Annotated in this window: 21 protein-coding genes and 2 pseudogenes; 2 read left to right on the top strand and 21 right to left on the bottom strand. The window is 73.1% G+C overall.

What is annotated here, in order from left to right; translation table 11 throughout:
• Positions 1-263: 263 nt before the first annotated feature.
• The 17 genes and pseudogenes from hypE to UK82_RS19395 form a co-directional block, all read right to left on the bottom strand.
• The gene (gene hypE / locus UK82_RS19325) at positions 264-1340 is read right to left on the bottom strand and encodes a hydrogenase expression/formation protein HypE (RefSeq protein ID WP_044886656.1); all 1077 of its coding nucleotides are present in this window, start codon (positions 1338-1340) and stop codon (positions 264-266) included.
• Positions 1341-1371: 31 nt separating this feature from the next.
• A complete protein-coding gene (gene hypD / locus UK82_RS19330; protein WP_055408540.1) occupies positions 1372-2517 on the bottom strand; it encodes a hydrogenase formation protein HypD in 1146 nt (381 codons plus the stop codon).
• The gene (locus tag UK82_RS19335; protein WP_044886655.1) at positions 2514-2807 is read right to left on the bottom strand and encodes a HypC/HybG/HupF family hydrogenase formation chaperone; all 294 of its coding nucleotides are present in this window, start codon (positions 2805-2807) and stop codon (positions 2514-2516) included. Before UK82_RS19335 ends, hypD begins: the two co-directional genes overlap by 4 nt.
• A 5-nt stretch (positions 2808-2812) precedes the next feature.
• Positions 2813-5302, bottom strand: a complete 2490-nt coding sequence (hypF, locus tag UK82_RS19340; protein ID WP_396229989.1) for a carbamoyltransferase HypF — start codon at positions 5300-5302, stop codon at positions 2813-2815.
• Positions 5299-5406, bottom strand: coding sequence for a DUF6893 family small protein (locus UK82_RS42915; RefSeq protein WP_396229990.1), 108 nt, complete (start codon positions 5404-5406; stop codon positions 5299-5301). Before UK82_RS42915 ends, hypF begins: the two co-directional genes overlap by 4 nt.
• 63 nt (positions 5407-5469) lie before the next feature.
• Complete coding sequence (locus UK82_RS19345) at positions 5470-5679, bottom strand: hypothetical protein (protein ID WP_044886616.1); 210 nt, start codon at positions 5677-5679, stop codon at positions 5470-5472.
• 18 nt (positions 5680-5697) lie between these two features.
• A complete protein-coding gene (locus UK82_RS19350) occupies positions 5698-6405 on the bottom strand; it encodes a DUF5947 family protein (protein ID WP_236706142.1) in 708 nt (235 codons plus the stop codon).
• A complete protein-coding gene (locus tag UK82_RS19355; RefSeq protein WP_055408542.1) occupies positions 6402-6998 on the bottom strand; it encodes a NifU family protein in 597 nt (198 codons plus the stop codon). The genes UK82_RS19350 and UK82_RS19355 overlap by 4 nt, the downstream gene beginning before the upstream one ends.
• Positions 6991-7234: nickel-dependent hydrogenase large subunit (locus tag UK82_RS38710; protein ID WP_236706143.1), on the bottom strand; the 244-nt coding region annotated here is incomplete at its 5' end. The genes UK82_RS38710 and UK82_RS19355, both read right to left, overlap by 8 nt.
• Before the next feature lie 7 nt (positions 7235-7241).
• Positions 7242-8784 (bottom strand): annotated as a pseudogene (locus UK82_RS19360) (nickel-dependent hydrogenase large subunit); the annotation flags it as partial.
• Positions 8784-9863 (bottom strand): hydrogenase expression protein HypE, encoded by a 1080-nt coding sequence (locus UK82_RS19365; RefSeq protein ID WP_055408546.1) that lies wholly within the window; start codon positions 9861-9863, stop codon positions 8784-8786. The gene UK82_RS19365 and the pseudogene UK82_RS19360, both read right to left, overlap by 1 nt.
• 18 nt (positions 9864-9881) lie before the next feature.
• Positions 9882-10451, bottom strand: a complete 570-nt coding sequence (locus UK82_RS19370; RefSeq protein WP_055408548.1) for a hydrogenase maturation protease — start codon at positions 10449-10451, stop codon at positions 9882-9884.
• Positions 10448-12001, bottom strand: a complete 1554-nt coding sequence (locus UK82_RS38715) for a hypothetical protein (RefSeq protein ID WP_055408551.1) — start codon at positions 11999-12001, stop codon at positions 10448-10450. Before UK82_RS38715 ends, UK82_RS19370 begins: the two co-directional genes overlap by 4 nt.
• A gap of 178 nt (positions 12002-12179) precedes the next feature.
• Complete coding sequence (gene hypB, locus UK82_RS19380) at positions 12180-12986, bottom strand: hydrogenase nickel incorporation protein HypB (RefSeq protein ID WP_044886611.1); 807 nt, start codon at positions 12984-12986, stop codon at positions 12180-12182.
• Positions 12987-13067: 81 nt separating this feature from the next.
• Positions 13068-13415: a hydrogenase maturation nickel metallochaperone HypA gene (locus UK82_RS19385; RefSeq protein WP_055408553.1), complete on the bottom strand. Its 348-nt coding sequence runs from the start codon at positions 13413-13415 to the stop codon at positions 13068-13070.
• Between the two features lie 406 nt (positions 13416-13821).
• Complete coding sequence (locus UK82_RS19390) at positions 13822-14055, bottom strand: hypothetical protein (protein ID WP_044886609.1); 234 nt, start codon at positions 14053-14055, stop codon at positions 13822-13824.
• A 126-nt stretch (positions 14056-14181) separates the two neighbouring features.
• On the bottom strand, positions 14182-15699 hold the full coding sequence (locus tag UK82_RS19395; protein WP_055408582.1) for an MFS transporter: 1518 nt from the start codon (positions 15697-15699) through the stop codon (positions 14182-14184).
• A gap of 116 nt (positions 15700-15815) precedes the next feature.
• Between UK82_RS19395 and UK82_RS31670 the strand changes: the two are divergent.
• Positions 15816-16568, top strand: a pseudogene (locus tag UK82_RS31670) (helix-turn-helix domain-containing protein); the annotation flags it as partial.
• A 73-nt stretch (positions 16569-16641) separates the two neighbouring features.
• Here UK82_RS31670 and UK82_RS19405 read toward each other — a convergent pair.
• The 4 genes from UK82_RS19405 to UK82_RS19420 all read right to left on the bottom strand — a co-directional run bounded on the left by UK82_RS19405 (position 16642) and on the right by UK82_RS19420 (position 21004).
• Positions 16642-17433 (bottom strand): amino acid ABC transporter ATP-binding protein, encoded by a 792-nt coding sequence (locus UK82_RS19405; RefSeq protein WP_044886608.1) that lies wholly within the window; start codon positions 17431-17433, stop codon positions 16642-16644.
• Positions 17430-18296 carry an amino acid ABC transporter permease gene (locus UK82_RS19410; RefSeq protein ID WP_083507266.1) on the bottom strand — a complete coding sequence of 289 codons (867 nt, stop codon included), beginning with the start codon at positions 18294-18296 and terminating at the stop codon, positions 17430-17432. Before UK82_RS19410 ends, UK82_RS19405 begins: the two co-directional genes overlap by 4 nt.
• Positions 18293-19126: a transporter substrate-binding domain-containing protein gene (locus UK82_RS19415; RefSeq protein WP_044886606.1), complete on the bottom strand. Its 834-nt coding sequence runs from the start codon at positions 19124-19126 to the stop codon at positions 18293-18295. Before UK82_RS19415 ends, UK82_RS19410 begins: the two co-directional genes overlap by 4 nt.
• 363 nt (positions 19127-19489) lie before the next feature.
• Positions 19490-21004, bottom strand: coding sequence for a citrate/2-methylcitrate synthase (locus tag UK82_RS19420; RefSeq protein WP_055408557.1), 1515 nt, complete (start codon positions 21002-21004; stop codon positions 19490-19492).
• Between the two features lie 192 nt (positions 21005-21196).
• On the opposite strand from UK82_RS19420, the gene UK82_RS19425 reads away from it, so the two are divergent.
• Positions 21197-22330 carry a citrate/2-methylcitrate synthase gene (locus UK82_RS19425; protein ID WP_055408584.1) on the top strand — a complete coding sequence of 378 codons (1134 nt, stop codon included), beginning with the start codon at positions 21197-21199 and terminating at the stop codon, positions 22328-22330.
• Positions 22331-22376 lie beyond the last annotated feature (46 nt).

A 22376-nucleotide genomic window follows, 5' to 3' on the forward strand; every position in this document is an offset into this window, starting at 1 on the left:
ACCGGGACCAGGCCGCCAATCATACCCGCCGCCGCACCAGGCGGACCCCGACCCACCGAGCCCGACACCAGGCGGCGAAAATCGGCCGCCAGCCCAGGTGGCGCCGCACGGGCTTCATCGCCGATCCGGCGACGCATTCTTCGCCGCCACAACCACTTCCTCGAGAAACAACCACCGGGCCACGTTTCCCCATCTCGACCGTCCGGGCCCTTTCCCGGTCGGCGTACCTCGCGATGCGCAACCGGCGCGGCCGCGGTGGCGTCTCAGCAGATACGCGGAAGCTCCGAGCCCATCGGCAGATCAATCACGCGGCTTCCGCCGAGCCCGGTCCTGGCGACCACCATCGGCGCGTTGTCCTCGGTGACGGTGCCGATCGCGGCGGCGTCCCGGCCGTGCGGATGCGCCCGCATCACCTCCAGTACCCGATCGGCGTCCGCCGCCGGAACGATGGCCACGAGTTTCCCCTCGTTGGCGATGGCGAACGGGTCGAGCCCGAGGACGCTGCAGGCATCCGCGACCGGCGCCGCCACCGGGACGGCCCGTTCGGTGACGGCGATGCCGACCTGCGCGCCGCGGGCGATCTCGTTGAGGGTCGCCGCGAGGCCGCCGCGGGTGGGGTCGCGCAGCGTGTGGATGTCCGCACCGGTGGCGAGCATGGCGGCGACGAGGCCGCTCAGCGGCGCGGTGTCGCTGCGGACCTGCGTGCCGAACTCCAGCCCCTCGCGGCAGCTCAGGACGGCGACCCCGTGCGCTCCGATCTCGCCGCTGACGAGGACGACGTCACCCGGGCGGGCCCGTCCCGGCCTGATGTCGACGCCGTCGGGAACCAGCCCGAGGCCGGTCGTGTTGATGTAGACCCCGTCGCCGTGACCGGCGTCGACGACCTTCGTGTCCCCGGTGACGAGCCGGACCCCGGCCACCCGGGCCGCCGCGCCCAGGGCCTCGGCGACCCTGGCGAGTTCGGCCAGCTCGGTGCCCTCCTCCAGGATGAAGGCGGTCGCCAGGTAGCACGGGGTCGCGCCCACCATGGCCAGGTCGTTCACGGTGCCGTTGACCGCGAGATCGCCGATGCAGCCGCCGGGGAAGAACAGCGGGCGGACGACGAAGGAGTCGGTGGTGAAGGCCACCCGCGCGCCGCCGAGCGCGACGACGGCGGCGTCGGCCAGCTCGGTCGCGGCGGCCGGGCCCCGGAAGGCCGGCAGGAACAGGTGCTCGACGAGTTCGGCGGACATCGCGCCGCCGCCGCCGTGCCCCATGACGATCGTGGGGGAATCCGCCAGCGGCGCGGGACAGGTCCAGGCGGCGAGGTCCACGGCATCCACGGCATCCTCCGCATCCACGGCGTCCACGGCGTCCACGGCGTCGGCAAGGTCAGACACGGGCCACCTCCCGCGCTGGCTGGTTGTCCGCCGGGGCCGTCGCGGCCGGCTGGCCGAGCCGCCGGTAGAGGTAGTAGGCCGCGCAGGCGCCCTCGGCGGACACCATCGTGGCGCCCAGCGGCGTCCGTGGCGTGCAGCGAGTCCCGAAGGCGGCACACTCATGCGGCTTGATCAGGCCCTGCAGCACCTCCCCCGAACGGCACACCGAGGACTCCGCGGTGTGGATGTCGCCGACGGCGAAGCGAGTCTCGGCGTCGAACTCCCGGTAGGCCGCCGACAGCCGCCAGCCGCTGTCCGGTATCACCCCGATGCCGCGCCAGGCACGGTCGGTCACCGTGAAGACGTCCCGCAGCATCGCGATGGCGGCCGGGTTGCCCGCCGCCGGCACGGCCCGCGGGTAGGCGTTGTCCAGCTCGTGGCGGCCTTCCTCCAGTTGCATCACGGTCCGGCGGATGCCCTCGAGGAGGTCGAGCGGCTCGAAGCCGGTGACCACGATCGGCACCCGGTACCGGCGGGCGAGATCCGGGTACTGCCCGGTGCCCATCACGCTGCACACGTGGCCGGCGGCGAGGAACCCCTGAACCCGGCAGCTCGGCGATTCCATGATCGCCGCAATCGCCGGCGGGACCAGGACGTGCGAGACGAGCAGCGAGAAGTTGCGCACCCCGCACCGCTTCGCCTGGTAGACGGTCATCGCGTTGGCCGGAGCCGTGGTCTCGAACCCGATCCCGAAGAACACCACTTGCCGGTCCGGGTTCTGCCGGGCGATCGTCAACGCGTCCAGGGGCGAGTACACCACCCGCACGTCGGCGCCGGTGCTCTTCACCCGGAACAGGTCCCGGTCACTGCCGGGAACCCGCAGCATGTCACCGAACGAGCAGAAGATGACCCCCGGCCGGGAGGCGATCTCGAGCGCGCGATCGATGATCTCCAGTGGGGTGACGCAGACGGGGCAGCCGGGGCCGTGAATCATCTCGACGCCCGCGGGCAGCAACTGGTCGATCCCGTGCCGGATGAGCGAGTGGGTCTGGCCGCCGCAGACCTCCATGATCGCCCATGGCCTGGTCGTCACCGCATGGATCTGGTCCAGCAGCCGACCGGCCAGCTCGGGGTCGCTGAACTCCTCGAGGTATTTCACCGGTTCACCCCCTCAGGCTGGGCGTCGCGGGCGGACGTGGCCGGCCCACCGTCGAGTTCCTCGGCGAGCAGCCCCATCCGGGCGATGGTGGCCAGCGTTTCCAGCGCGGACTGTTCGTCGAGCCGCTGGATGGCGAACCCGACGTGGACGATCACGTACTCGCCGGCCGTGGTGTCCGGCAGGTACTGCAGGCACACGTCCTTGCGCACCCCCCCGAAATCCACCTCGGCCATGCGGGTGCCGTCCCGTTCCCCGATGGCGACGACCCGTCCCGGAACCGCGAGACACACGGCGCTCACCCCCTCGTTTCATGGTCATCCGCTCCCCCGCTCCCCCGCTCCCGCGCGCCGGCCGCGGCGACCACGAGCTGGCCCAGCGCGATGCCGCCGTCGTTCGGCGGCACCCGGCGGTGCCGCAGGACCGTGTAGCCCTCGGCTCGCAACGCCCGCGCGGCCGCCGTCGCGAGCAGCACGTTCTGGAACACCCCGCCGGTCAGCGCCACGACGTCGAGCCCCCGCTCGGACCGGGCCTGCCGGGCCAGGTCGACGACCAGGGCCACCACCGCTGCGTGCAGGCCGGCGCTCATCGCCTCGACGGCGAGCCCGCGCCGCAGGTCGCGGACGAGCCCGCGGATGACGGGCGCTGCGTCGGCGACCAGCGGACCGCCCGGCACCGGCCGGTCGATCCCGAAGGCGTACCGGTTGCGCCAGGCGTCGGGACCGCCCGGGCAGCGGCGGGCGCGCGCCTCCAGCTCGATCGCCGCCTGGGCCTCGAAGTCCGCGCGGTGGCGGACGCCGAGCAGGGAGCTCACCGCGTCGAACAGCCGTCCCATGCTGGCGGTGGGCACGCAGGCCAGCCCGGTGGCGAGCTGATGGGCCAGGGCGCGCCGCTCCCCCGCCGGGCAGGCCGCCACGGGTGGCAGGTCCGCGTCCCAGCCAACATCACCGTCCCAGCCAACACCGCCGTCCCAGCCAACACCGGCGGCCCACAGGTGCGCCAGCGCCATACGGTAGGGGCGGCGCACGGCGGCGTCCCCACCGGGCAGCGGGACGTAGGCGAGGTGGGCGAACCGCTCGAAGCCGCGGTAGTCGGCGATCAGCGTCTCGCCGCCCCACACCGCCCCGTCGGTGCCGTAGCCGGTGCCGTCGAAGGCGAAGCCCACCACGGGACGGTCGCCGGTCAGGCCGTGCTCGGCCATCACCGCCGCCACGTGGGCGTGATGATGCTGCACCGAGCGCACGGGTCGCCCGGCCGCGTGCCGCCGCGCCCACTGCCGGGAGCGGTAGCCCGGATGGGCGTCGGTGGCCAGCGCGGTGGGGCGGATGCCGGTGAGCCGCTCGAGATGGTGTTCGGCGGCGGTGAACGCCCGCACCGTGTCGGCGTCGTCCATGTCCCCGATGTGACCGCTGAGCCAGGCGGAACGATCGGTGCCCAGCGCGCAGGTGTTCTTCAGGTCGGCGCCCACCGCCAGGGTCGGCGCCACCGCGAACGGCAGCGGCACCGGCAGGGGGGCGAAGCCCCGGGAGCGGCGCAGCGGCAGTGGGTCACCGTCGACGACGCGGACGACCGAGTCGTCGCAGGGCACGTGAATCGGGCGGTCGTGGCGCAGCCACGCGTCGGCGAGCGGTGCGAGCCGGCGACGGGCGTCGGCATCGTCGGCGGCGATGGGTTCGCCGCCGAGGTTGCCCGACGTCATCACCAGCGGCGCCGGCGAACCGCCGGCCGCCGCCACCGCGGCGAGCAGCAGGTGGTGCACCGGGGTGTAGGGCAGGAGCAGGCCGAGGTCGGGGCTGTTCGGCGCGACCGCGGCGGCGAGTGCGGGTCGGCCGTCGTCGCGCCGGGCGACCAGGACGATCGGGCGGGCGGGCCCGGCCAGCACCGCCGCCTCCGCGCGGTCGAGGTGGGCGAGGCGCCGAGCGGCGGTGAGGTCGGCGACCATGACGGCGAACGGCTTGTCCCCGCGCCGCTTGCGGCGCCGCAGCGTCGCCACGGCCGCCTGGTCCGTGGCGAGGCAGGCCAGGTGGTAGCCGCCGATGCCCTTCACCGCGACGACACCCCCGACGGTCAGCAGCCGGGCCGCCGCCGCCAGGGCATCCTCGCCGAGGACCGCCGGCCCCGTCCCGGGTGGAACGAACTCCAGCCGGGGCCCGCAGTCCGGGCAGGCGATCGGCTGCGCGTGGAAGCGGCGGTCCCGCGGGTCGCGGTACTCCCGCGCGCAGGCGGGGCACAGGGGGAACCCGGCCATCGTCGTCGCCGGCCGGTCGTACGGCAGCCCGGTGATGATCGTGAAGCGCGGCCCGCAGTTGGTGCACGTGATGAACGGGTGGCGGTGGCGGCGGTCGGCCGGATCGGCGAGTTCACGCAGGCAGTCCGGGCAGGTCGCCACGTCCGGGGACACCATCGTGTGCGGGGCGTCTCCCGCGCGGGAGCGGGCGATCGTGAACGCCGCGTCGCCGCGGGGCGCCAGGTCCGTCGCCGTGACCCGTTCGATCACGGCCAGCGGCGGGGCGTCGGCGGTCAGCCGCCGGCCGAACTCCGCCACCGCGCCGGGCGAGCCCTCGACCTCGACGATCACCCCATCGCTGTCGTTGCACACCCAGCCGGCCAGCGCCAGGTCGGTCGCGGCCGCGTGGACGAAGGGCCGGAAGCCGACGCCCTGCACGAGGCCGCGCACGGTGATCCGCCGTCGCCGCCGACCGTCGGACCCGGACTGCCCGGCACCGCGCCCGGCCGGCGTGGCCGGCGCGGGGGCGGGGGCGGGGCGGGTCGGGCTGCCCACCGTCACATCCGCCTGATGCGCAGGTACCGGACGAGGGACGGGTACTCCCGCCACATCATGCCGGCGATGCCGGCGCCGGTGGCGGCCAGGACCTTCTTGCGGTTGCTCATCGGTCTCCCCCTCGAATCGACTGGGACGACGCTGCGGTGCGCGACGCCCGCGCCGCGCGCCGGCTAGCCCGGTGGCAGGTTGGGCATGCTCGGCGAGATCGGATCGCGGTCACGCGGCCGGATGCCGGTCGAGCGGCGGGCGTCGGCGGTGCCGTCGCTGTGGTGACCCGGCTCCATCTCGTAGGAACCGACGGCGTTGCCTTCGCGGACCCCTTTGACGTGCGCGGTGGCGTCCGGACGGACGTCCGGCTCGCCGACTCGGATCGGTGCCATGGTGCCTTCCCTCCCTGGTCAGTCGCCCGCGGCGCCCGGGCTGCCGGCGCGGCCCAGCGGGGAGCCGCGGCGGGAACGGTCGGGCAGGGCGGCGAAGAAGTCGTCGACCGCAGGCCAGACCCGGCCGCCGCCCGACAACCCCGTCCACGTGTGCCGGACGATCGCGACGAGCCGGTAGCAGTCGTCGATCGGGACGATCCAGAACTCCCGGCGGCCCCGCGCGGTGTTCGCCAGCAGGGCCTCGACCCGGGGGGCCAGCCCGGCCAGCATTGGCGCCCTGGCGACGAGCCGGCGCCAGGCGGCCGGTTCCAGCTCCCAGCGGGTGGCGCCGATCGGGCTCGGGTACCGGGCCCGCACCTCGCCGCCGTCGCCGGGGATGACGAACGCCAACCCGACGGGAATACCCAGCGCGCGGGGATCGGACCCGTCCCGGTCCAGGTCGGCCACGCGCAGCCGGCGCTGCGGGACGAGGCGGTAATGGCCGCGCGCGGCGGCGTCCCGGTCGAACAGCAGCGCGCAGGCCCGGCACAGGCACAGCAGCGCGTCGTTCGACTCGTCGAGCAGGTGCCGGTGGTCGCTCGGCACGGGGGCGGCGCACAGGTCGCACCGTTCGCCGTCCGGCCCGGTCCGGACGAGGCCGGCCCGCACCACCCGGTCCAGGGCTCCGCCGGGGCCGGGCGCGGGACGCAGGTCGGCGCCGGGCACGGGACGAAGGTCGGTCGTCACGGCCGCGCGCTCCCGGCGAGCGGCGGGGTGAGCACCGCGTCGAGGGGGACGAAGGCGGTCTGGTGAGCGCCGCCCGAGGCAGCGGCCTGGCGCCGGACGTCGGACAGTTCGGGCGCGATCGCGAGCACGGCCTCGCGGACCGCCGCCAGGACCTCGCCCGCCGCCGAGCCGCAGCCGCCGAGGGTCAGGCTGATCTCCGCGACGCCCCGCTCGATGCCCACCAGTTCGATCTCGCCGCCCCGGTCGCGGACCGCCGGTCGCAGCCGCTCGATCGCCCGGGTCACCCGCCGGCCCACCGGCTCGGGGTGCACGTCGTGCAGGACGAGCAGGTGGCCGATCAGTTCGTCGGCGGTCAGCGCGGCGGTCACGTCGGCGGCGCCGGCGGCGTAGCCGGCGACCCGGGCGAGCGCCTCGCCGTACACCGACGCGAGCGTGGCCACCGCATCCAGGGCCAGTTCCCCGCTCGGCCCCGGGATCCGCTCCACCTCGGCGAGCGCCTCGTCAAGGTGGGCCAGCCGTTCGCGCACCGCCCGGTCGTCGAGGCGATGCCCGCCCTCGCTGCGCCGGCCGTCCTCGCTGGCTGGATCAGCCATGGCTTGCCCCGAACATCGGCGAGTGCACGGTGCGCAGCGTGCGGCCGTGACCCAGGTACATGTGCACCCCGCAGGGCAGGCAGGGATCGAAGCTGCGCACCGCGCGCATCACGTCGACGCCCTTGAAGGAGTCCGGGCCGTTCTCCTCGAAGATCGGCATGTTCTGGACCGCGTCCTCGTACGGGCCCGGCGTGCCGAACGAGTCCCGGGGGCTGCCGTTCCAGGGCGTCGGCGGGNAGGGGNGGTAGTTCGCGATCTTGCCGTCCCGGACGACCAGGTGGTGCGAGAGGACCCCGCGCACCGCCTCGTGGAAGCCGCAGCCGATCGTCTCGTCCGGCACCTCGAAGTCGGTGAAGGTCCGGGTGTCGCCGGAGCGCACCCGCGTCATCGCCCGCTCCAGGAAGTGCAGCGCCATCCCCGCCGCGTAGGCGACGAAGTACACCCGGGCCCGGTCCCGTTCGATCGCGTTCGACCAGGCGGGCGGGGACCACCGCAGGTCCATGGCGGGCAGCGTGCGGCTGCGGGGCAGCGAGATCTTCACCGCGCCGTCGCTCGCGGTCACGTACGGCGTGTCGACCAGGCCCGCGAGGGCCGTGACGTAGAGGCGGGCGAACGGGCCACCGCCGGTGTCGAGCGCGAGATGGTCGCCGGTGCCCTCGTCGAGCCAGCGCGGGCTCATCACCCAGGAATACTTCTCGCCGAAGTCACGCTTCTGCGGCTCCGGGAAGGTCGTCTGGTTCCACGGGTGGCGCATGTCGACGGGATTGCCCAGCGGATCCCGCTCGACGAAGGGTTCCTCGTTGACCCAGTCCTTGTAGAAGGAGCTGCCAAGCAGGATGCGGATACCCAGGTTGATTTTCACGAGGTCGGTGGTGAGTAGTTTTCCGTCGACGACGATGCCGGGGGTCACGAACATCGCGCGGCCCCAGTCCGTCATGTTCTCGTACCGGTAGTCGACGACGTTCGGGTCCTGGAAGGCCCCCCAGCAGCCCAGCAGGACACGTCGGCGGCCGACCTCCTCGTAGCCCGGCAGCGCGTCGTACCAGAAGTCGAACAGGTCGTCGTTGAGCGCCACGGCCTTCTTGACGAAGTCGAGGATCTCCATCAGCCGGGTGAGGTAGTCGGTGAAGACCGAGGGTTCCGGCATCGTGCCGACCCCACCCGGATACAGCGTCGAGGGATGGACGTGCCTGCCCTCCATCAGGCAGAACATCTCCCGAGTGACGCGGCTGACCCGCAGCGCCTCGTTGTAGACCTGGCCCTCGAACGGGTTGAGCGCCCGCATGATGTCGGCGATCGTGCGCAGGCCGTGCACCTCGGCGCGCGGCGACGCGGTGGCCTCGGCCCGCGCCAGCACGCCGGGGTTGGTCTCCTTGACCATCGCCTCGCAGAAGTCCACGAACACCAGGTTGTCCTGGAAGATCGTGTGGTCGAACAGGTACTCGGCGGCCTCCCCCAGATTGATGATCCATTCCGCCATCGGCGGGTTGGCGATGCCGTACGCCATGTTCTGGGCGTAGACCGAACAGGTGGTGTGGTTGTCCCCGCAGATGCCGCAGATCCGGCTGGTGATGAAGCCGGCGTCACGCGGATCCTTCCCCTTCATGAACACCGAATATCCACGGAACAGCGAGGATGTGCTGTGGCATTCGGTCACCCGCCGGTTGGCGAAATCGATTTTCGTGTAGATTCCGAGGTTGCCGATGATGCGCGTGATGGGATCCCACGCCATCTCGACGATCTGGCCGGGCTTCTCCGCGGCCCTCATCTGCTCGGTGGCCGTCATCACACCCGTCCCTTCGGCCGGTAACTCGGGTCGTAACCGGTGGTCAGCAGTTCCCGGTTGTGCCGCCACCGCGGCTCCCGGTTCACCGTGGCGTTGGTGATGCCCCGCAGGCGCCGGATGATCGACCCATACGGCTTCACCGCGAGCGAGGACAGGCTCGCCCCCGGCGGCATGTCCATGAACGGCATGAACTTGTCGGGGAACCCGGGCATCGTGCAGGCGATGCAGATGCCCCCGACGTTCGGGCAACCGCCCACGCCGCCCATCCAGCCCCGCTTGGGGACGTTGCAGTTCACCACCGGACCCCAGCAGCCGATCTTCACCTGGCACTTCGGCGAGTTGTAGTCCTTCGCGAAGTCGCCCTGCTCGTAGTAGCCCGCACGGTCGCAGCCCTCGTGCACCGTCCGCCCGAAGATCCACTGCGGTCGGTGCTGGTCGTCCAGCGGCGGCGGCGGGGCGGTGCCGGCCGCGTGGTACAGCAGCCAGGTCAGGGTCTCCATGAAGTCGTCCGGCTGCACCGGGCAGCCCGGGACGTTGACGATCGGCAGGTTGCCGGCCGAGGTGAAGTCGCGCCCCAGGTAGTCGAGCAGCCCCATCGAGCCGGTCGGGTTGCCCGCCATGGCATGGATGCCGCCGTAGGCGGCGCAGGTGCCGATGGCGATGACCACCCAGGCCCGCGGCGCGAGCCGGTCGATCCACCAGTTGATGGTCAGCGGCTGGCCGGTGTCCGGGTCGTTGCCGAACGAGGTCCAGTAGCCTTCGCCGTTGATGTTCTCGTTGGGGATGGACCCCTCGATGACGAGGACGAACGGTTCCAGCTCGCCGCGGGCCGCGGCGCGGAAGGGGGCCAGGAACTCCTCGCCGCCCAACGTCGGCGAGAGCACCTTGTTGTGCAGATGGACCGTCGGCAGGCCCGGTATGACGCCGGTGACCACGTCCTCGATAGCCGGCTGCGAGGCCGCGGTCACCGAGACCGTGTCGCCATCGCAGCTCATCCCCTCGGAGATCCAGAGGATGTGCACCTCGTCGACGCCACCCGGCCGCGTCTGCGTGGCCGGCCGCTCGTCCGTGGCTGTCATCTCGGCCCCTCCTTTCCGTCACGTTCCGTGTCCGACCCCCACGAGTCGGGGGTCCCGGACGATGTCGCCGATGAGGTCGACCGCGTCGTCGACGGCAGCGCGCACCGCGCTGGACAGCTCCATCCGTTCCGCCACCACGGCGGGTCGACAGCCGACGACGACGACCTGGCCGATCTCGCCGCCGAGATCGCGCACCAGCCGCAGCACGACGTCGGGGGACATGCCGTGCGCGTCCACCACCGCCGGCGCGCCGACCAGCGGCGTGCCGACCAGCGGCGTGTCCGCCTGCCGCGCGTCCACCTGCGGCGCGTCACCGACCTCGGGCCACAGGACCGTGAGGGTCCCCGGGGGTTCGTCGGACGGCAGCGCGTCGACGAGGATCACCGTGTCGTACCGGCCGTCGAGCAGCGCGAAGGCGAGGTGCAGGCCCCGAATGCCGTAGTCGGCGACGTCGACCCCACCGGGCAGGCTCGCCGGGTCGAGCCGGCGGACGACCTCGACGCCGAATCCGTCATCGCCGAGGAAGATGTTCCCGACACCGGCAACCAGCGTCCGTCCCGCGCGCGGGCGGGGGCGGGCGGCGCTCACGGCGCACCCGTCCGATCCGCGTCCGTCGGGTCGTCGAGCGGGTCGAGCTCGTCGGGAGCGAAGTAGAAGTAACGGCCGGCCGCCCGATGCAGGTCGCCGGTCTCGTCGCCGTCGAGTGTCACCGCGGCGTGCCGGTCGCCATCGACGTCCAGGAAGATCGCCTCAACCCGGGCGACGCGGCCGGCGAGGAACATGTCGTGGGCGTCGGAGCCCCGCGCACGCGGACGCAGCCGCACCCGGCTGCCGCGGGCGACGGTGACGCCGCCGACCTGCACGCTGTCCCGGTCGGGGTGGACCGACCGGTCGGCCTCCGGCTCCCACCATGCCGAATCCGGACCGGATGCCGAATCCGGACCGGATGCCGAATCCAGGCCGGATGCCGAATCCAGGCCGGATGCCGAATCCAGGCCGGATGCCGAATCCGGGCCGCCGGGCGGGACCGCGGTCGGCGGCTCTACCGGTTGCAGCGACCGCACGGCGCCGTGCAGACGGTCGAGCATGGCGCGCGGGATGCCGTCGACCCGGTCGATGATCTCGGCGGCCCGTGGGTCCGTCGCCCGCGCCTCCCGCTTCTCCTCGTCGGTCAGCGCGCGGGTGCGCAACGAGAGGATCTCGTCGATCTCGGTGGCGTCGAACAGATCCCCGGGGCTTTCCGGGGCCGTCCGGGGATCGTCGTAGAGGATGATCGGCGAACACAGCATGACGTCCCGGGCCCCGCCGGCCAGGACGGGGAACACCCGCAGGTTCTCGCACCCGCGGGCCGCGCTCGCCGCCCAGACGGGCGGGTCCAGCAGCGACAGGAAGCGCCCGCCGCGCACGCCGAGCAGGCTGTGCGCGGCGACGAGCGAGCGGCGCAGCGCCTCGGCCCGCGGCCGGCCAGCGCCCAGGTCGGCCACCGTGTTCTCGACCACCACCCGCAGCCGGTAGAGCCGGAACGGCGCCTCGGCCCGCGTCGCGGACAGGTGGACGGCCGCCGTCACCGGCCACCGGTGGCGGACCACCCGCGCCGCCTCCGGCCGCGGACCCAGCGGTTCGATGTCGACGCCGCCCGGGGCGAGCAGCGGGATCGACACCCGGCTGGATTGGCCGGTCAGGTCGGACAGCGGCACGGCGAGATCGAACTCGCGCGGACGCGCCTCGTCGAAGGTCAGCTCGCGGGTGCCGTCCACGTCGAGCTCGTCGACCGGCGAGAACCGTCCGTCCGCCGCTCGGCGCTCGACGCGACGCCGAATCACCTGGAGGAACCGCAGCCGCAGGAAGACCGTCGCGGGTCCCGTCGCCTCCACCAGGCATTCGGCCTGCTGGAACGACCCGTCGGCCGAGCCCGACACGCCTGGCGACCCCGACGAAGACTGTTCGGAGATCCATCCCGGCGGTGCCAGTACCCCGAACTGCCAGCGCACTCGGTTCTTCCCGCAGGAGCGTCGGTAGGGGTAGAGCAGGTAGCCCTCGTAGAGCACCGCGTCGGCGACCGCCCGCGCCGCGTCGAACCCCGCGGGTACGCCGGGCCACCGCGGGTCCGATCCGGTCGTCACGCCGGCCGCCGTCATCGCGGCCGTGGCCCGCAACAGGCTGGCTCCAGGCTGCCCATGACAGTGTCCCTCCCGGTGCGGTCGCGACGCGGCCGACCTGCGCACCTCCACCAACTACTAACTCGATCTAATAACTCGATGTGTCCTTGAAGGCACTCTTAGTCGTTCGCAGACGAGCTGCCCGGGACCGGTCGCGTCAAACCCGGCCCGCCGCACCGGCCCGCGGCCGAGCATCGGGCCGCGGGCGCCGCGCACGCAGCCAGGCGTACCAGGCGGCCAGGCCGGGCTCCGGCTCGGCGCCGGGAGCACCGGCCGGCAGGTGAAGTCCGGACAGGGTGAGGACGTCAACCGCGGGGTTGATCCGACGAATCAACCCCATGCAGTGATCGACATCCACAGCGAGATACGGCACCAGGTCACATTTGGTGAGCAGCACGAGATCGGCCTTGGCAAACATGTGCGGATATTTGAGCGGCTTATCCTCACCCTCGGTAACCGAGGTGAGCACCACCCGCACGCCTTCCCCCAGGTCGAACAGCGCCGGGCAGACCAGGTTGCCGACGTTCTCGACGAACACCACCGCCTCCGCGGGCGGGTCGAGGGCGCGCAGCGCGCGGTCGACCATGTCCGCGTCGAGATGGCAGCCACGCCCGGTGTTCACCTGCACGACCGGGACACCCTCGGCCCGGATCCGCTCGGCGTCCCGCACGCTTTCCTGATCACCCTCGACCACCGCGAGCGGCCACTGCCCGGCGAGATCGCGCACGGTCCGTTCCAGCAGGGTCGTCTTGCCGGAACCGGGCGAGCTCATGAGGTTGACCGCGAGCACGTTGCGCGCGGCCAGCCGCTGCCGGGTCTGCCCGGCCTGCTCGTCGTTCTTCGCCAGCACCCGCTGTTCCAGCAGCAGCTCACGTCCCGAGCGGCCCGCCGCCCCGGCGTCCGCCGGGAACGAGGTCAGCCGGGGCGCAGCCGCCGGGTCGTCGCAGCCGCAGGTCTCGCACATCGGTCAGTCCCCCTCCCCCACGCAGGCCCCTCCCCGCGCAGGCATCTCTTCCCCATGCAGGTCAGCCCGCCTCCGCGCAGGTCAGCTCGCCTCCGCCGCGGGCACCAGGCCCACCGAGGCGATCCGCAGGTCGTCACCGCCGTCCACCGCCACATCGGCGCAGCCGCAGCCGCAGAGCACGAGGACGTCGTCGGCCACGAACTCGGCGCCGCACCGCCGGCAGCGGGCCCGGCCCGCGGGTTCATCGATCGTCAGGGCCGCACCGGCCAGCGGTGTGCCGGCGGTCACCACGTCGAAGCAGAACCGGACGGACTCCGGCACGACACCCGACAGCCGCCCGATGACCAGCCGCACCGTGGTCACCCGCGTCGGCCCGGTCCGCTCCACGATCGCGTCGACGACGCTCTGCGTGATGGCCAGTTCGTGCATGGAGGCTCCCCGACGGCGTTGGCGCGCCGGGCACGCGGCGGTGGCGCTCGGCGTGCGTCGAGGGGCCTTTACCCCGCGAGGACGCCGCGCAGTCGCGGCCGCCGCTGCGGCTTCCCCGACCCGCGGCACGGAGGCCCGGTCCCGCGGGGGCGAGTGGGGCTGCGTGGGCGCGGGGCCCCTCGGCCACCTGGCGGCGGGGTCGGCGGGGTCGGCGGGGAGAGGAATACCCTCGCGGTCAGCCGGGGTCGGATACGGGAACGTATTTCCACCGTACTCACTGTCACCACGCGACTATCCCGCGAGAAACCAGCCGGAAATCAAAAAGAAACCTTCGTCGGGCCGATCGACACGGAACAGCGGCCCGTAGGAGGGCGGACGGACGCCGTTGTCCGACCGTCCCGGTGGATCAGGCCGCGGCCGGCGACGCCGGCGCGGCCATCCAGGTCAGGTCTGCCACGGTGACGACCAGCCGCCGGGCGATGTCGTCGGCCGGCACGCCGGAATCCAACGCCGCCCGAAGCGCGATGCCACGCACTGTGCGTAGCTCAAGCCGCCGAGGATGGTCCGCCCACATCAGTTTGTCGGCGAGCGCTGCCCGCTCCACCGGATCAGAGATCGCCACCACGTCTTCATAGGACATCACGGGGCTCATGGTTACGGCTGGGCGGACGTTTCGCAACATTCGGATGGCGTCTTTTTTGCAGAACCCCCATGGGCCGGCCAGGTCATGGCCGAATCCTGTCAGGGCACTGTCCCGTTGGTCCCGTCAGCCCAGCTCGGGAGGGTGGGACCGCGAGCCCGGGGCGGCGCCGTCGCGAGCCCGCGGCGGGACCGATGCCGATCGCCGGCCAGGCAGCAGCGCCGCGGCGATCGCCGCGGCCACCACGAGCGTGATGGCGGCGTCGACCAGCAGGGCCAGCCGGATGCCGGCCAGGGTGGACCGGACCGCGGACAGGTGGTCGGCGACGGCCGACGAACGCGCCGTCGCGACCGTGCTGATGACCGGGATGCCGACGGTGAGCGCGACCTGCTGCGTCATGGTCGTCAGGGCGGTGGCCAGCCCCTGCTCGTGGTCGGGCAGGTCTCCGGTGGCCGTCGCCAGGTAGGCGACGATGCCGTGGACGTGCCCGAAGAAGCCGACCGCCGAGGCCGCGAGGACCAGGTAGACCCAGGCGCGGTCCGGCCCGACGAAGGCGAGGGCGACGTTGGACAGTCCCTGCACGGCGAGGCCCGCGACCAGGCTCACGGCGCTGCCGCGGCGGCTCATCAGCCGGGGCGCGACCAGTCCGGAGACGAACGCCGCCGCGCCGGGCACGCCGAAGACCAGTCCGGCCGTCGTCGCCGAGAAGCCGAGGACCTGCTGGAGGTAGAGGGTGAGCAGGAACACCACCGAGGACTCCAGCGCGAACACGGCGAAACCACCGGCGTTGCCCCAGCCGACGGTGCGCCGGCGCAGGATTGCCACCGAGGCCAGCGGGTGGGCGCTGGTCGTCTCGATCCGCCAGAACAGGGCGAGCAGGACCACACCGAGGGCGATGCAGCCCCACACGACCGGGTCGGCCCACCCGTCGTTGCCGCCGGTGGCGATGCCGTAGACCAACGCAAGCAACCCGCCGGTGACGGTGAGCGCGCCGGGCACGTCGAGGCGGACCGGGCCGGCCGCGCCCCCGGACGGCAGCAGCCGCGGCGCGGCGAGCAGGATCGCCGCGGCCACCGGCACGTTGACGAGGAAGGCCCAGCGCCAGCTCAGCAGGCCGGTCAGCAGTCCGCCGGCGAGCGCACCGGTGGTGAATCCCGCCGAGATCAACGCACCGTTCATGCCGAGCGCGCGCTGCCGCAGCCGTCCCGGCGGGAAGCTCGTCAGCAGCAGCGCGAGGGCGGCCGGGGTGGTCATGGCGGCGGCGAGCCCCTGGCCGACGCGGGCGCCCAGCAGCACGGCCGAACTGGTGGCAAGACCGCCGACCAGGGACGACACGACCAACAGCGCGAGTCCCGCGATCAACATCCGCCGCCGCCCGGCCAGGTCGGCCACCCGGCCGAACAGCAGGGTGAACCCGGCCGCCGGCAGCGCGAACGCCGTCGCCACCCACTGCAGGTGCGCGTCGGTGAGTCCGACGCCGGCGCCGATCGAGGGCAGGGCGACGTTGAGGATGGAGAAGTCGACCGCGAGCATGAACTGGCTGCCGAGCAGCAGGACGAGGATGATCCGCTGGCGGGCGGTCATCGCGTCGTCGCCCACCGGGTCGACCCGGGTCACGGCGGCGGCATCGATCGAAACACTCATGCCGGCCACGCTCGGCGAACATCTCCGAGCCGCCCACACCGCGGGTGTGCCACCCACCGCGTGGCTAGCACCGGCGAGGTGTGGTTCGCCGCGACGGCGCGGGCAACACTGGACGGATGACCGAACTGGGAGACTTTCTGCGTTCGCGCCGCGCCCAGCTCACCCCCGAGGACGTCGGGTTGTCCCGCTACGGCGAGCGGCGGCGGGTGCCGGGCCTGCGCCGCGAGGAGATCGCGCAGCTCGCCGGGGTCAGCGTCACCTACTACACGCGGTTGGAGCAAGGGCAGAGCCGCAATGCCTCCGACGCGGTACTCGACGCCCTCGCCCGGGTGCTGCGCCTCACCGACGAGGAGACCGCCTACCTGCACGGACTGACCCGGCCGGCGGCCGGCCGGCGCGCGAGCCGGCCCGAGCACGTGCGGCCGAGCATCCGCCTGCTGCTCGACGAGCTGAGCAGCATGCCCGCACTGGTGATCGGCCGGCGCAACGACGTCCTCGCCTGGAACCGGCTCGGGCACGCCCTGCTGTGTTCGCATCTGCCCGTCGACGCTCCGCAGCGTTGCCACGGCCGGCCGAACCTCGCCCGCGAGTTCGTCCTCGAGGCCCACGCCCGCGACCTGTTCGTCGACTGGCGGCGCAAGGTCGACGACGTGGTCGCCTACCTGCGGCTGTCCTCCGGCACGCACCCGGACGACACCAAGCTCAACGCCCTCATCGGCGAGCTGTGCGTGAAGAGCGAGCTGTTCGCGACGCTGTGGGCGCGTCACCCGGTCCGGGACTGCACGAACACCATCCGCGAGTTCCGGCACCCGCTGGTCGGCCGACTGACGCTGTTTGAGGAGGTCATGCGGCTGCCCGACGCCGGCCAGCGGATGGTGGTGATGACCGCGGAGCCCGGTTCGGCGTCGGCGGAGAACCTCCAGTTGCTGGCCAGTCTCGACCTCACGGCCGCGGCGGCGGGCCCGCAGCGTGTCCCCGCGGACCCGGCTCCCGGAGGCGGGCCAGGAACCGGCGGGTGCGCTCCTCGCGGGGGTCGTCGAGAACCCGTCGCGGCGCGCCCCGTTCGATGATCGCGCCACCGTCGAGGACGAGTACCTCATCGGCGATGTCCCGCGCGAACGCCATCTCGTGGGTGGCCAGCACCATCGGCATGCCCTCCCGTTTGAGCTCGCCGACGAGGTCGAGCACCTCCCCGACCAGTTCCGGATCGAGCGCCGAGGTGATCTCGTCGAGCAGCAGCAGCGACGGCCCGGTCGCCAACGCCCGCACGATCGCCAGCCGCTGCTGCTGGCCGCCGGAGAGCCGGTCCGGGTAGACGTCGACCTTGTCGGCGAGCCCGATGCGGGTGAGCAGCTCGCGGGCGCGGTCGCGGGCGGCCGCGCGGGGCACCCGGTGGACCAGGACCGGCGCGAGGGTGACGTTCTGCAGCACCGTCAGGTGCGGGAACAGGTTGTACGCCTGGAACACGACGCCGATCCGGCGGCGAACCCGATCCGCGTCCACGCGCGGATCGGTGATCTCCTCGCCGGCCAGGAGGATCTCACCGTCGTCCACGGTCTCCAGCAGGTTCAGGCAGCGCAGCAGGGTGGACTTGCCCGACCCGCTGCCGCCGACGAGCACGACGGCCTGACCGGGCCTGACGTCGAAGGTGACGTCGCGCAGCACGACAGCGTCCCCGTAGAGCTTCACCAGGCCGCGCACGCTCAGCACCGGCGCCGCGTCGCCGGCCGTCACCGCACACCCCCGGCCGTGGCGCCGGCGCCGCGGCGGCGGGCGGAGCGAGCGGCGAGATGGTCGGTGACCCGGGTCAGCGGCACGGTGATCGCGAGGAACATCAGCCCGGCCAGCACGTACGGCGAGTAGTTGAAGTTCGCGGACGTGGCGATCTGCGCCGCCCGGACCGCGTCGACGACCCCGAGCACGGAGACGAGACTGGAGTCCTTCTGCAGACTGATCGCGTCGTTCAGCAGCGGCGGCGTCACCCGCCGGACGGCCTGCGGCAGCACGACGCGGCGCATCGTCTGGGCGTGGGTGAGGCCCAGCGAACGGGCGGCGGCGACCTGGCTTGGATGCACCGACTCGATGCCCGCCCGGAACACCTCGGCCACGTACGCCGAGTAGGTGAGCACGAGCGCCGCGCCGCCGAGGACGAGCGGATCGGTGGGCAGGCCGCGCAGCCGCAGGGCGGGCACGCCGAACCCGACCAGGTACAGCACCAGGATGACGGGCAGGCCGCGGAACAGGTCGGTGTAGGCGGCGGCCAGCAGCCGCAGCGGCAGGAACACCGGGCCGGCCAGGGTCCGCGCCAGCGCCACCAGCAGCCCGAGGGCACCCGCCGCGGCCCCGCAGACGACGAACAGCTCGAGGTTGACGACCATCCCGGTGCGCGCGGCCGGCCAGGCCGCGGTGATCTCCGACCAGGAGAAGAACCGCTGGCGGACCCGCGGCCAGCCCGACGTGTGGGTGATCCCGACGCCCGCGGCGACGGCGACCGCGGCGGTGCTGGCGGCGGCGATCACCCCCGCCCGCAGCCGGGCGCGCCGCCGCAGCCGCCGCCGGTCCCGCTCGCGCTCGCTGGGCTCCCAGGCCACCGTCACCGCAGGACGGGTGCTCCCGCCTGGGAACCGAGCCACTGCTCGGTGAGCTGGCGCAGTTCCCCGCTGCTGGTGAGCTGGGCGAGGGCGTCGTTGACGTTGCGCACCAGCGGGTTGCCCTTCTCGAACAGCAGCCCGAACTGCTCCGGCGCCCCGACGGTGGGGAACTGCCCGACGATCAGCGAATCGGGGATCTCTGCGGACGTCAGTTGGAAGGCGGTCGGCAGGTCCACGACGATGCCGTCGATCGGGCCGTTCTCCATCGCGGTCTTCGCGTCGTTGAGGTCGTTGAAGACCGCGGGCTGCTGCACGGGCGCCACCTGCCTGGTGATGGCGTCGAGGCTGGTGGTGCCGACGGGGGCGCCGAACTTGGCGCCCTTCAGCCCGGCGAGGGTTTTCACGTCCGCGATCCGGGAGGACTTGAGCGCGACGACGGCCTGGCTCACGTCGTAGTAGCCCGTGCTGAAGTCGACGGCCTGCTGGCGCTGGGGCGTGATCGAGATCTCGTTGATGTCGAAGTCGAACTTCTTCGGCCCCGGCGCGAACGAGCTGTTGAACGGCTCGGTGACCCAGTGGACCTTGTCCGGGGCGAAACCGAGCTTGGCGGCCACCGCAAAGGCGACCGCGCTCTCGAAGCCCTTGCCGTTCGCCGGCTTGCCGTCGGAGAACCACGGCGCGTAGGCGGGCGAGTCGGTGGCCACTGTCAACTGGCCGGATTTGACCAGGTGCAGGCCGTCCGACGAGGAGCCGCCCGACGAACCGGCACAGGAGGCCAGCGCGAGCAGCGCCGCGGCGGCCAGGGCGAGGACGGTGAGACGCCGTGGGCGTGGCATCGGAGACCTCCGAGGGTGCCCCACCGACGCGGGTGGGGCGCGCTGAGCAGGCAAGAAGGCTGAGCGGTGGGGCTGGCACAGGCTACCGCCGAACCAGGACAAACCGATCACCGGGGGCCGGTCGCCGCCGGTGCCGACCGTGCGGCGGCCCGATGGGTCGCTGGGCGTCGTCGAGGAGCCCGGCCGGTTTCCGGCCAGAATGCGGTCAGATCATGCCGAGGCTTCGGTACGGTTTTTTTGCCGAAAACTGTACCTACCCCTCGGCTCGATTCCGTGCACAAACAGCTACACGGAGATATGTGGGATGGCGTAGCTCGTGACACACCAAGTGCCGGGGTGCCGGGGTGCCGGGGTGCCAACGGATCATGCCTCGGGGCCGGTGACCGGCGGGCCGGCGTAGACGCCACGAGGGCGCAGGCGCAGCGGTGTCTCCTGGTACTCCTCCAGGGCATGGGCGAGCCAGCCGACCGTGCGGGCCACCGCGAAGATCACCTCGCCGGCCTCGGCGGGCATGCCCGCGGCCATGGTCAGCACCGCGAGCGCCAGGTCCACGTTGGGTCGCAGTGCGCGCTCCCGCCCGGCCACCCGGGCGATCTCGCCGGCGGCTGTCAGGAAGGTCTTGGCGGCGGGCAGCGCCGCGAGCGCCGCCAGCAACGCGCGGGCACGCGGGTCGCCGTCGGGGTACAACCCGTGACCGAATCCGGGGATCCGCTGGTCGGCGCGCAGGTGCTCGGAGACGACGACCACCGCGTCCCCCCGGTCGACCACCTCGGCGAGCAGCCGGTATGCCAGCCGGCTGGCGCCGCCGTGCAGGGGGCCGTCCAAGGCGGCGAGCCCGGCGGAGACGACGGCATACGGGTCGGCCCGCGCCGAGGCCGCGACCCGGGCGGCGAACGTGGACACGGCGAGGTCGTGATCGGCCAGCAGCCCGAGGGCCCGGTCGAGACACGCGATCGCGGCCGTGTCGCCAGGCCCACCGGCCAGCCGGCCCCACAGCCGCGCGGCGATGCCCGCCCGCTCCCCGGCCGACTCCGCAGCCCCCGTCATCGCCGCGGACTCCGTCATCGCCGCAGCCCCGACCGACTCCGCAGCCCCGACCGACTCCGCAGCCCTGGCCGACTCCGCAGCCCTGGCCGTCGCGCGGGCTCCGGCTGTCTGGGATGCCTCAGGCGGCGCCGGAAGAGCCTCGACGAGCGCCGCAACGAGAGTGCGGGCGGTGAGCAGGACGCTGTCCTCCCGCAGGTCGAAGCGCAGCGGGTCGCTCGCCGCGGCGACCGAGACGGCGACCCGCATCCGGTCGGTGAGCCTCGACCGGGCGGGCAGGATCCCACCCACTCGCTCCAGGGTGGCGGCGAGATCCGGCGGGACGGTGAACACCGGCGCCGGATCCGTCCGGCCGCGCCAGAGCCAGCCGGCCACGTCCTCGAAACGGTGACGGGCGACGAACTCGACGGCGTCGACGCCGCGGTAGTAGAGGCGTCCGTCCGCGACGAGGGTGAGCCGGGTGCGCACGGCCGGCAGGTCCCCGCCGCGCAGGGCACCGGCCCCTGCCACACCGACCGCGGGGGCAGCGACGGCGGGCCCGGTGGAACCGCTCGGGGTACCGGCGGCAGGAACCTCCCGCTCAGGGACGTCGGCTCCGGCGACGCCGTCGACGCCGTCGACTGCGACGGTCCCGTTGGCAGCCGCGGCGCGGGCTCGCGCGTGCCCCGCCGTGCGTAGCCGCTCGACCTCGGCGGGGTCGAAGGTGCTGCCTCGGCCGCCGGCGGCCCGCTGGCTGTGCAGCAGGCCCCGGCTGGCGTAGGCGTAGACCGTCTCAAGCTTCACCCCGAGCCGCTCGGCGACCTCGCGCGACGTCAGCCGCTCACCATGACCCATCCGCGCCCCCTTCCGCTCCGCCGAGTGTACTGATTCACGTTGATTGCAATCAACGTTGACATGCCATCCATAAAGGATCAACTATGGATGGCGAGGAGGCGAACCATGGTGATCACAACTGGCAGTACGGCCCGCATCGGCTCGGCGCAGGCGGCGCAGGCGACGGATGCCTCGCCCACCCCGCCGGCGGGCATGGGCGTCCCACGGGGACTGAAGGGGGTGGTCGTCACGCAGACGGCGCTCGGCGACGTGCGCGGGCGCGAGGGCTTCTTCCACTATCGGCAGTATTCGGCCGTGGAGCTGGCCGAACGCCGCTCGCTGGAGGACGTCTGGCATCTCATGGTGTTCGGCGAGCTGCCGGACACCGCGACGCGAGCAGCTTTCGCCGCCCGGGTGGCGCCGTTGCGGCGGCTCCCGGCGGGTCTCGACGAGCTGCTGCCGGGGCTGGCCCGGGCCGGCGTGTCCGGGGGTGCGCTCGACGGGCTGCGCACCGCGTTGTCGCTGGCCGGCGCCGCGCGCGGCACCGCCCCGCTGTACGACACCGACGAGGCGGCCCGCGTCGACGACGCCCTGTTCGTCGGCGCGGTCACCCCGACGCTCGTCGCCGCGCTGCACCGGCTGGCCCATGGGCTCGCACCGGTGGCACCCCGCGACGATCTGCCGTTCGCGGCCAACTACCTGTACATGGTCACCGGCGCGGAGCCGACCGCGGCACAGGTGCGCGCGATCGAGCGCTACCTGATCTGCACCGTCGACCATGGCTTCAACGCCTCGACGTTCACCGCCCGGGTGATCGCGTCGACCGGGGCGGACCTGGTGGCCTGCGTCGTCGGGGCGATCGGCGCGCTGTCCGGGCCGCTGCACGGCGGCGCGCCGAGCCGGGCGCTGGACACCCTCGACGAGATCGGCAGCCCCGAGCGGATCGACCCGTGGATCCGCGAGCACGTCCTCGCCGGCGATCGGATCATGGGCTTCGGCCACGCCGTCTACCGGACCGAGGACCCGCGGTCACGGTTGCTGCGCGGCGTCGCCGAGGACTTCGGCGGCGAGCTCGTCGCGTTCGCCGTCCAGGTCGAGCGGCGGGTGGTGGAGCTGCTGGCCGAGCTGAAGCCGGGCCGGGAGCTGCACACGAACGTCGAGTTCTACGCCGGGGTCGTGATGGAGCTCTGCGGGCTGCCGCGGGACATGTTCACCCCGACGTTCGCCGTCGCCCGCACGCTCGGCTGGACGGCGAACATCCTCGAACAGGCAACCGACAGCAAGATCATCCGCCCGTCGGCTCGCTACGTCGGCCCGCCCGCGCCGGAGCCGGTCCCGTCGCCGTAGCCCGAACCCACCGCCATGGCCGTGCGGCCGTAGGGGCCGTGCGGCC

The sequence above is a fragment of the Frankia sp. ACN1ag genome (genome assembly GCF_001414035.1).
GTDB classification, from domain to species: Bacteria; Actinomycetota; Actinomycetes; order Frankiales; family Frankiaceae; genus Frankia; species Frankia torreyi.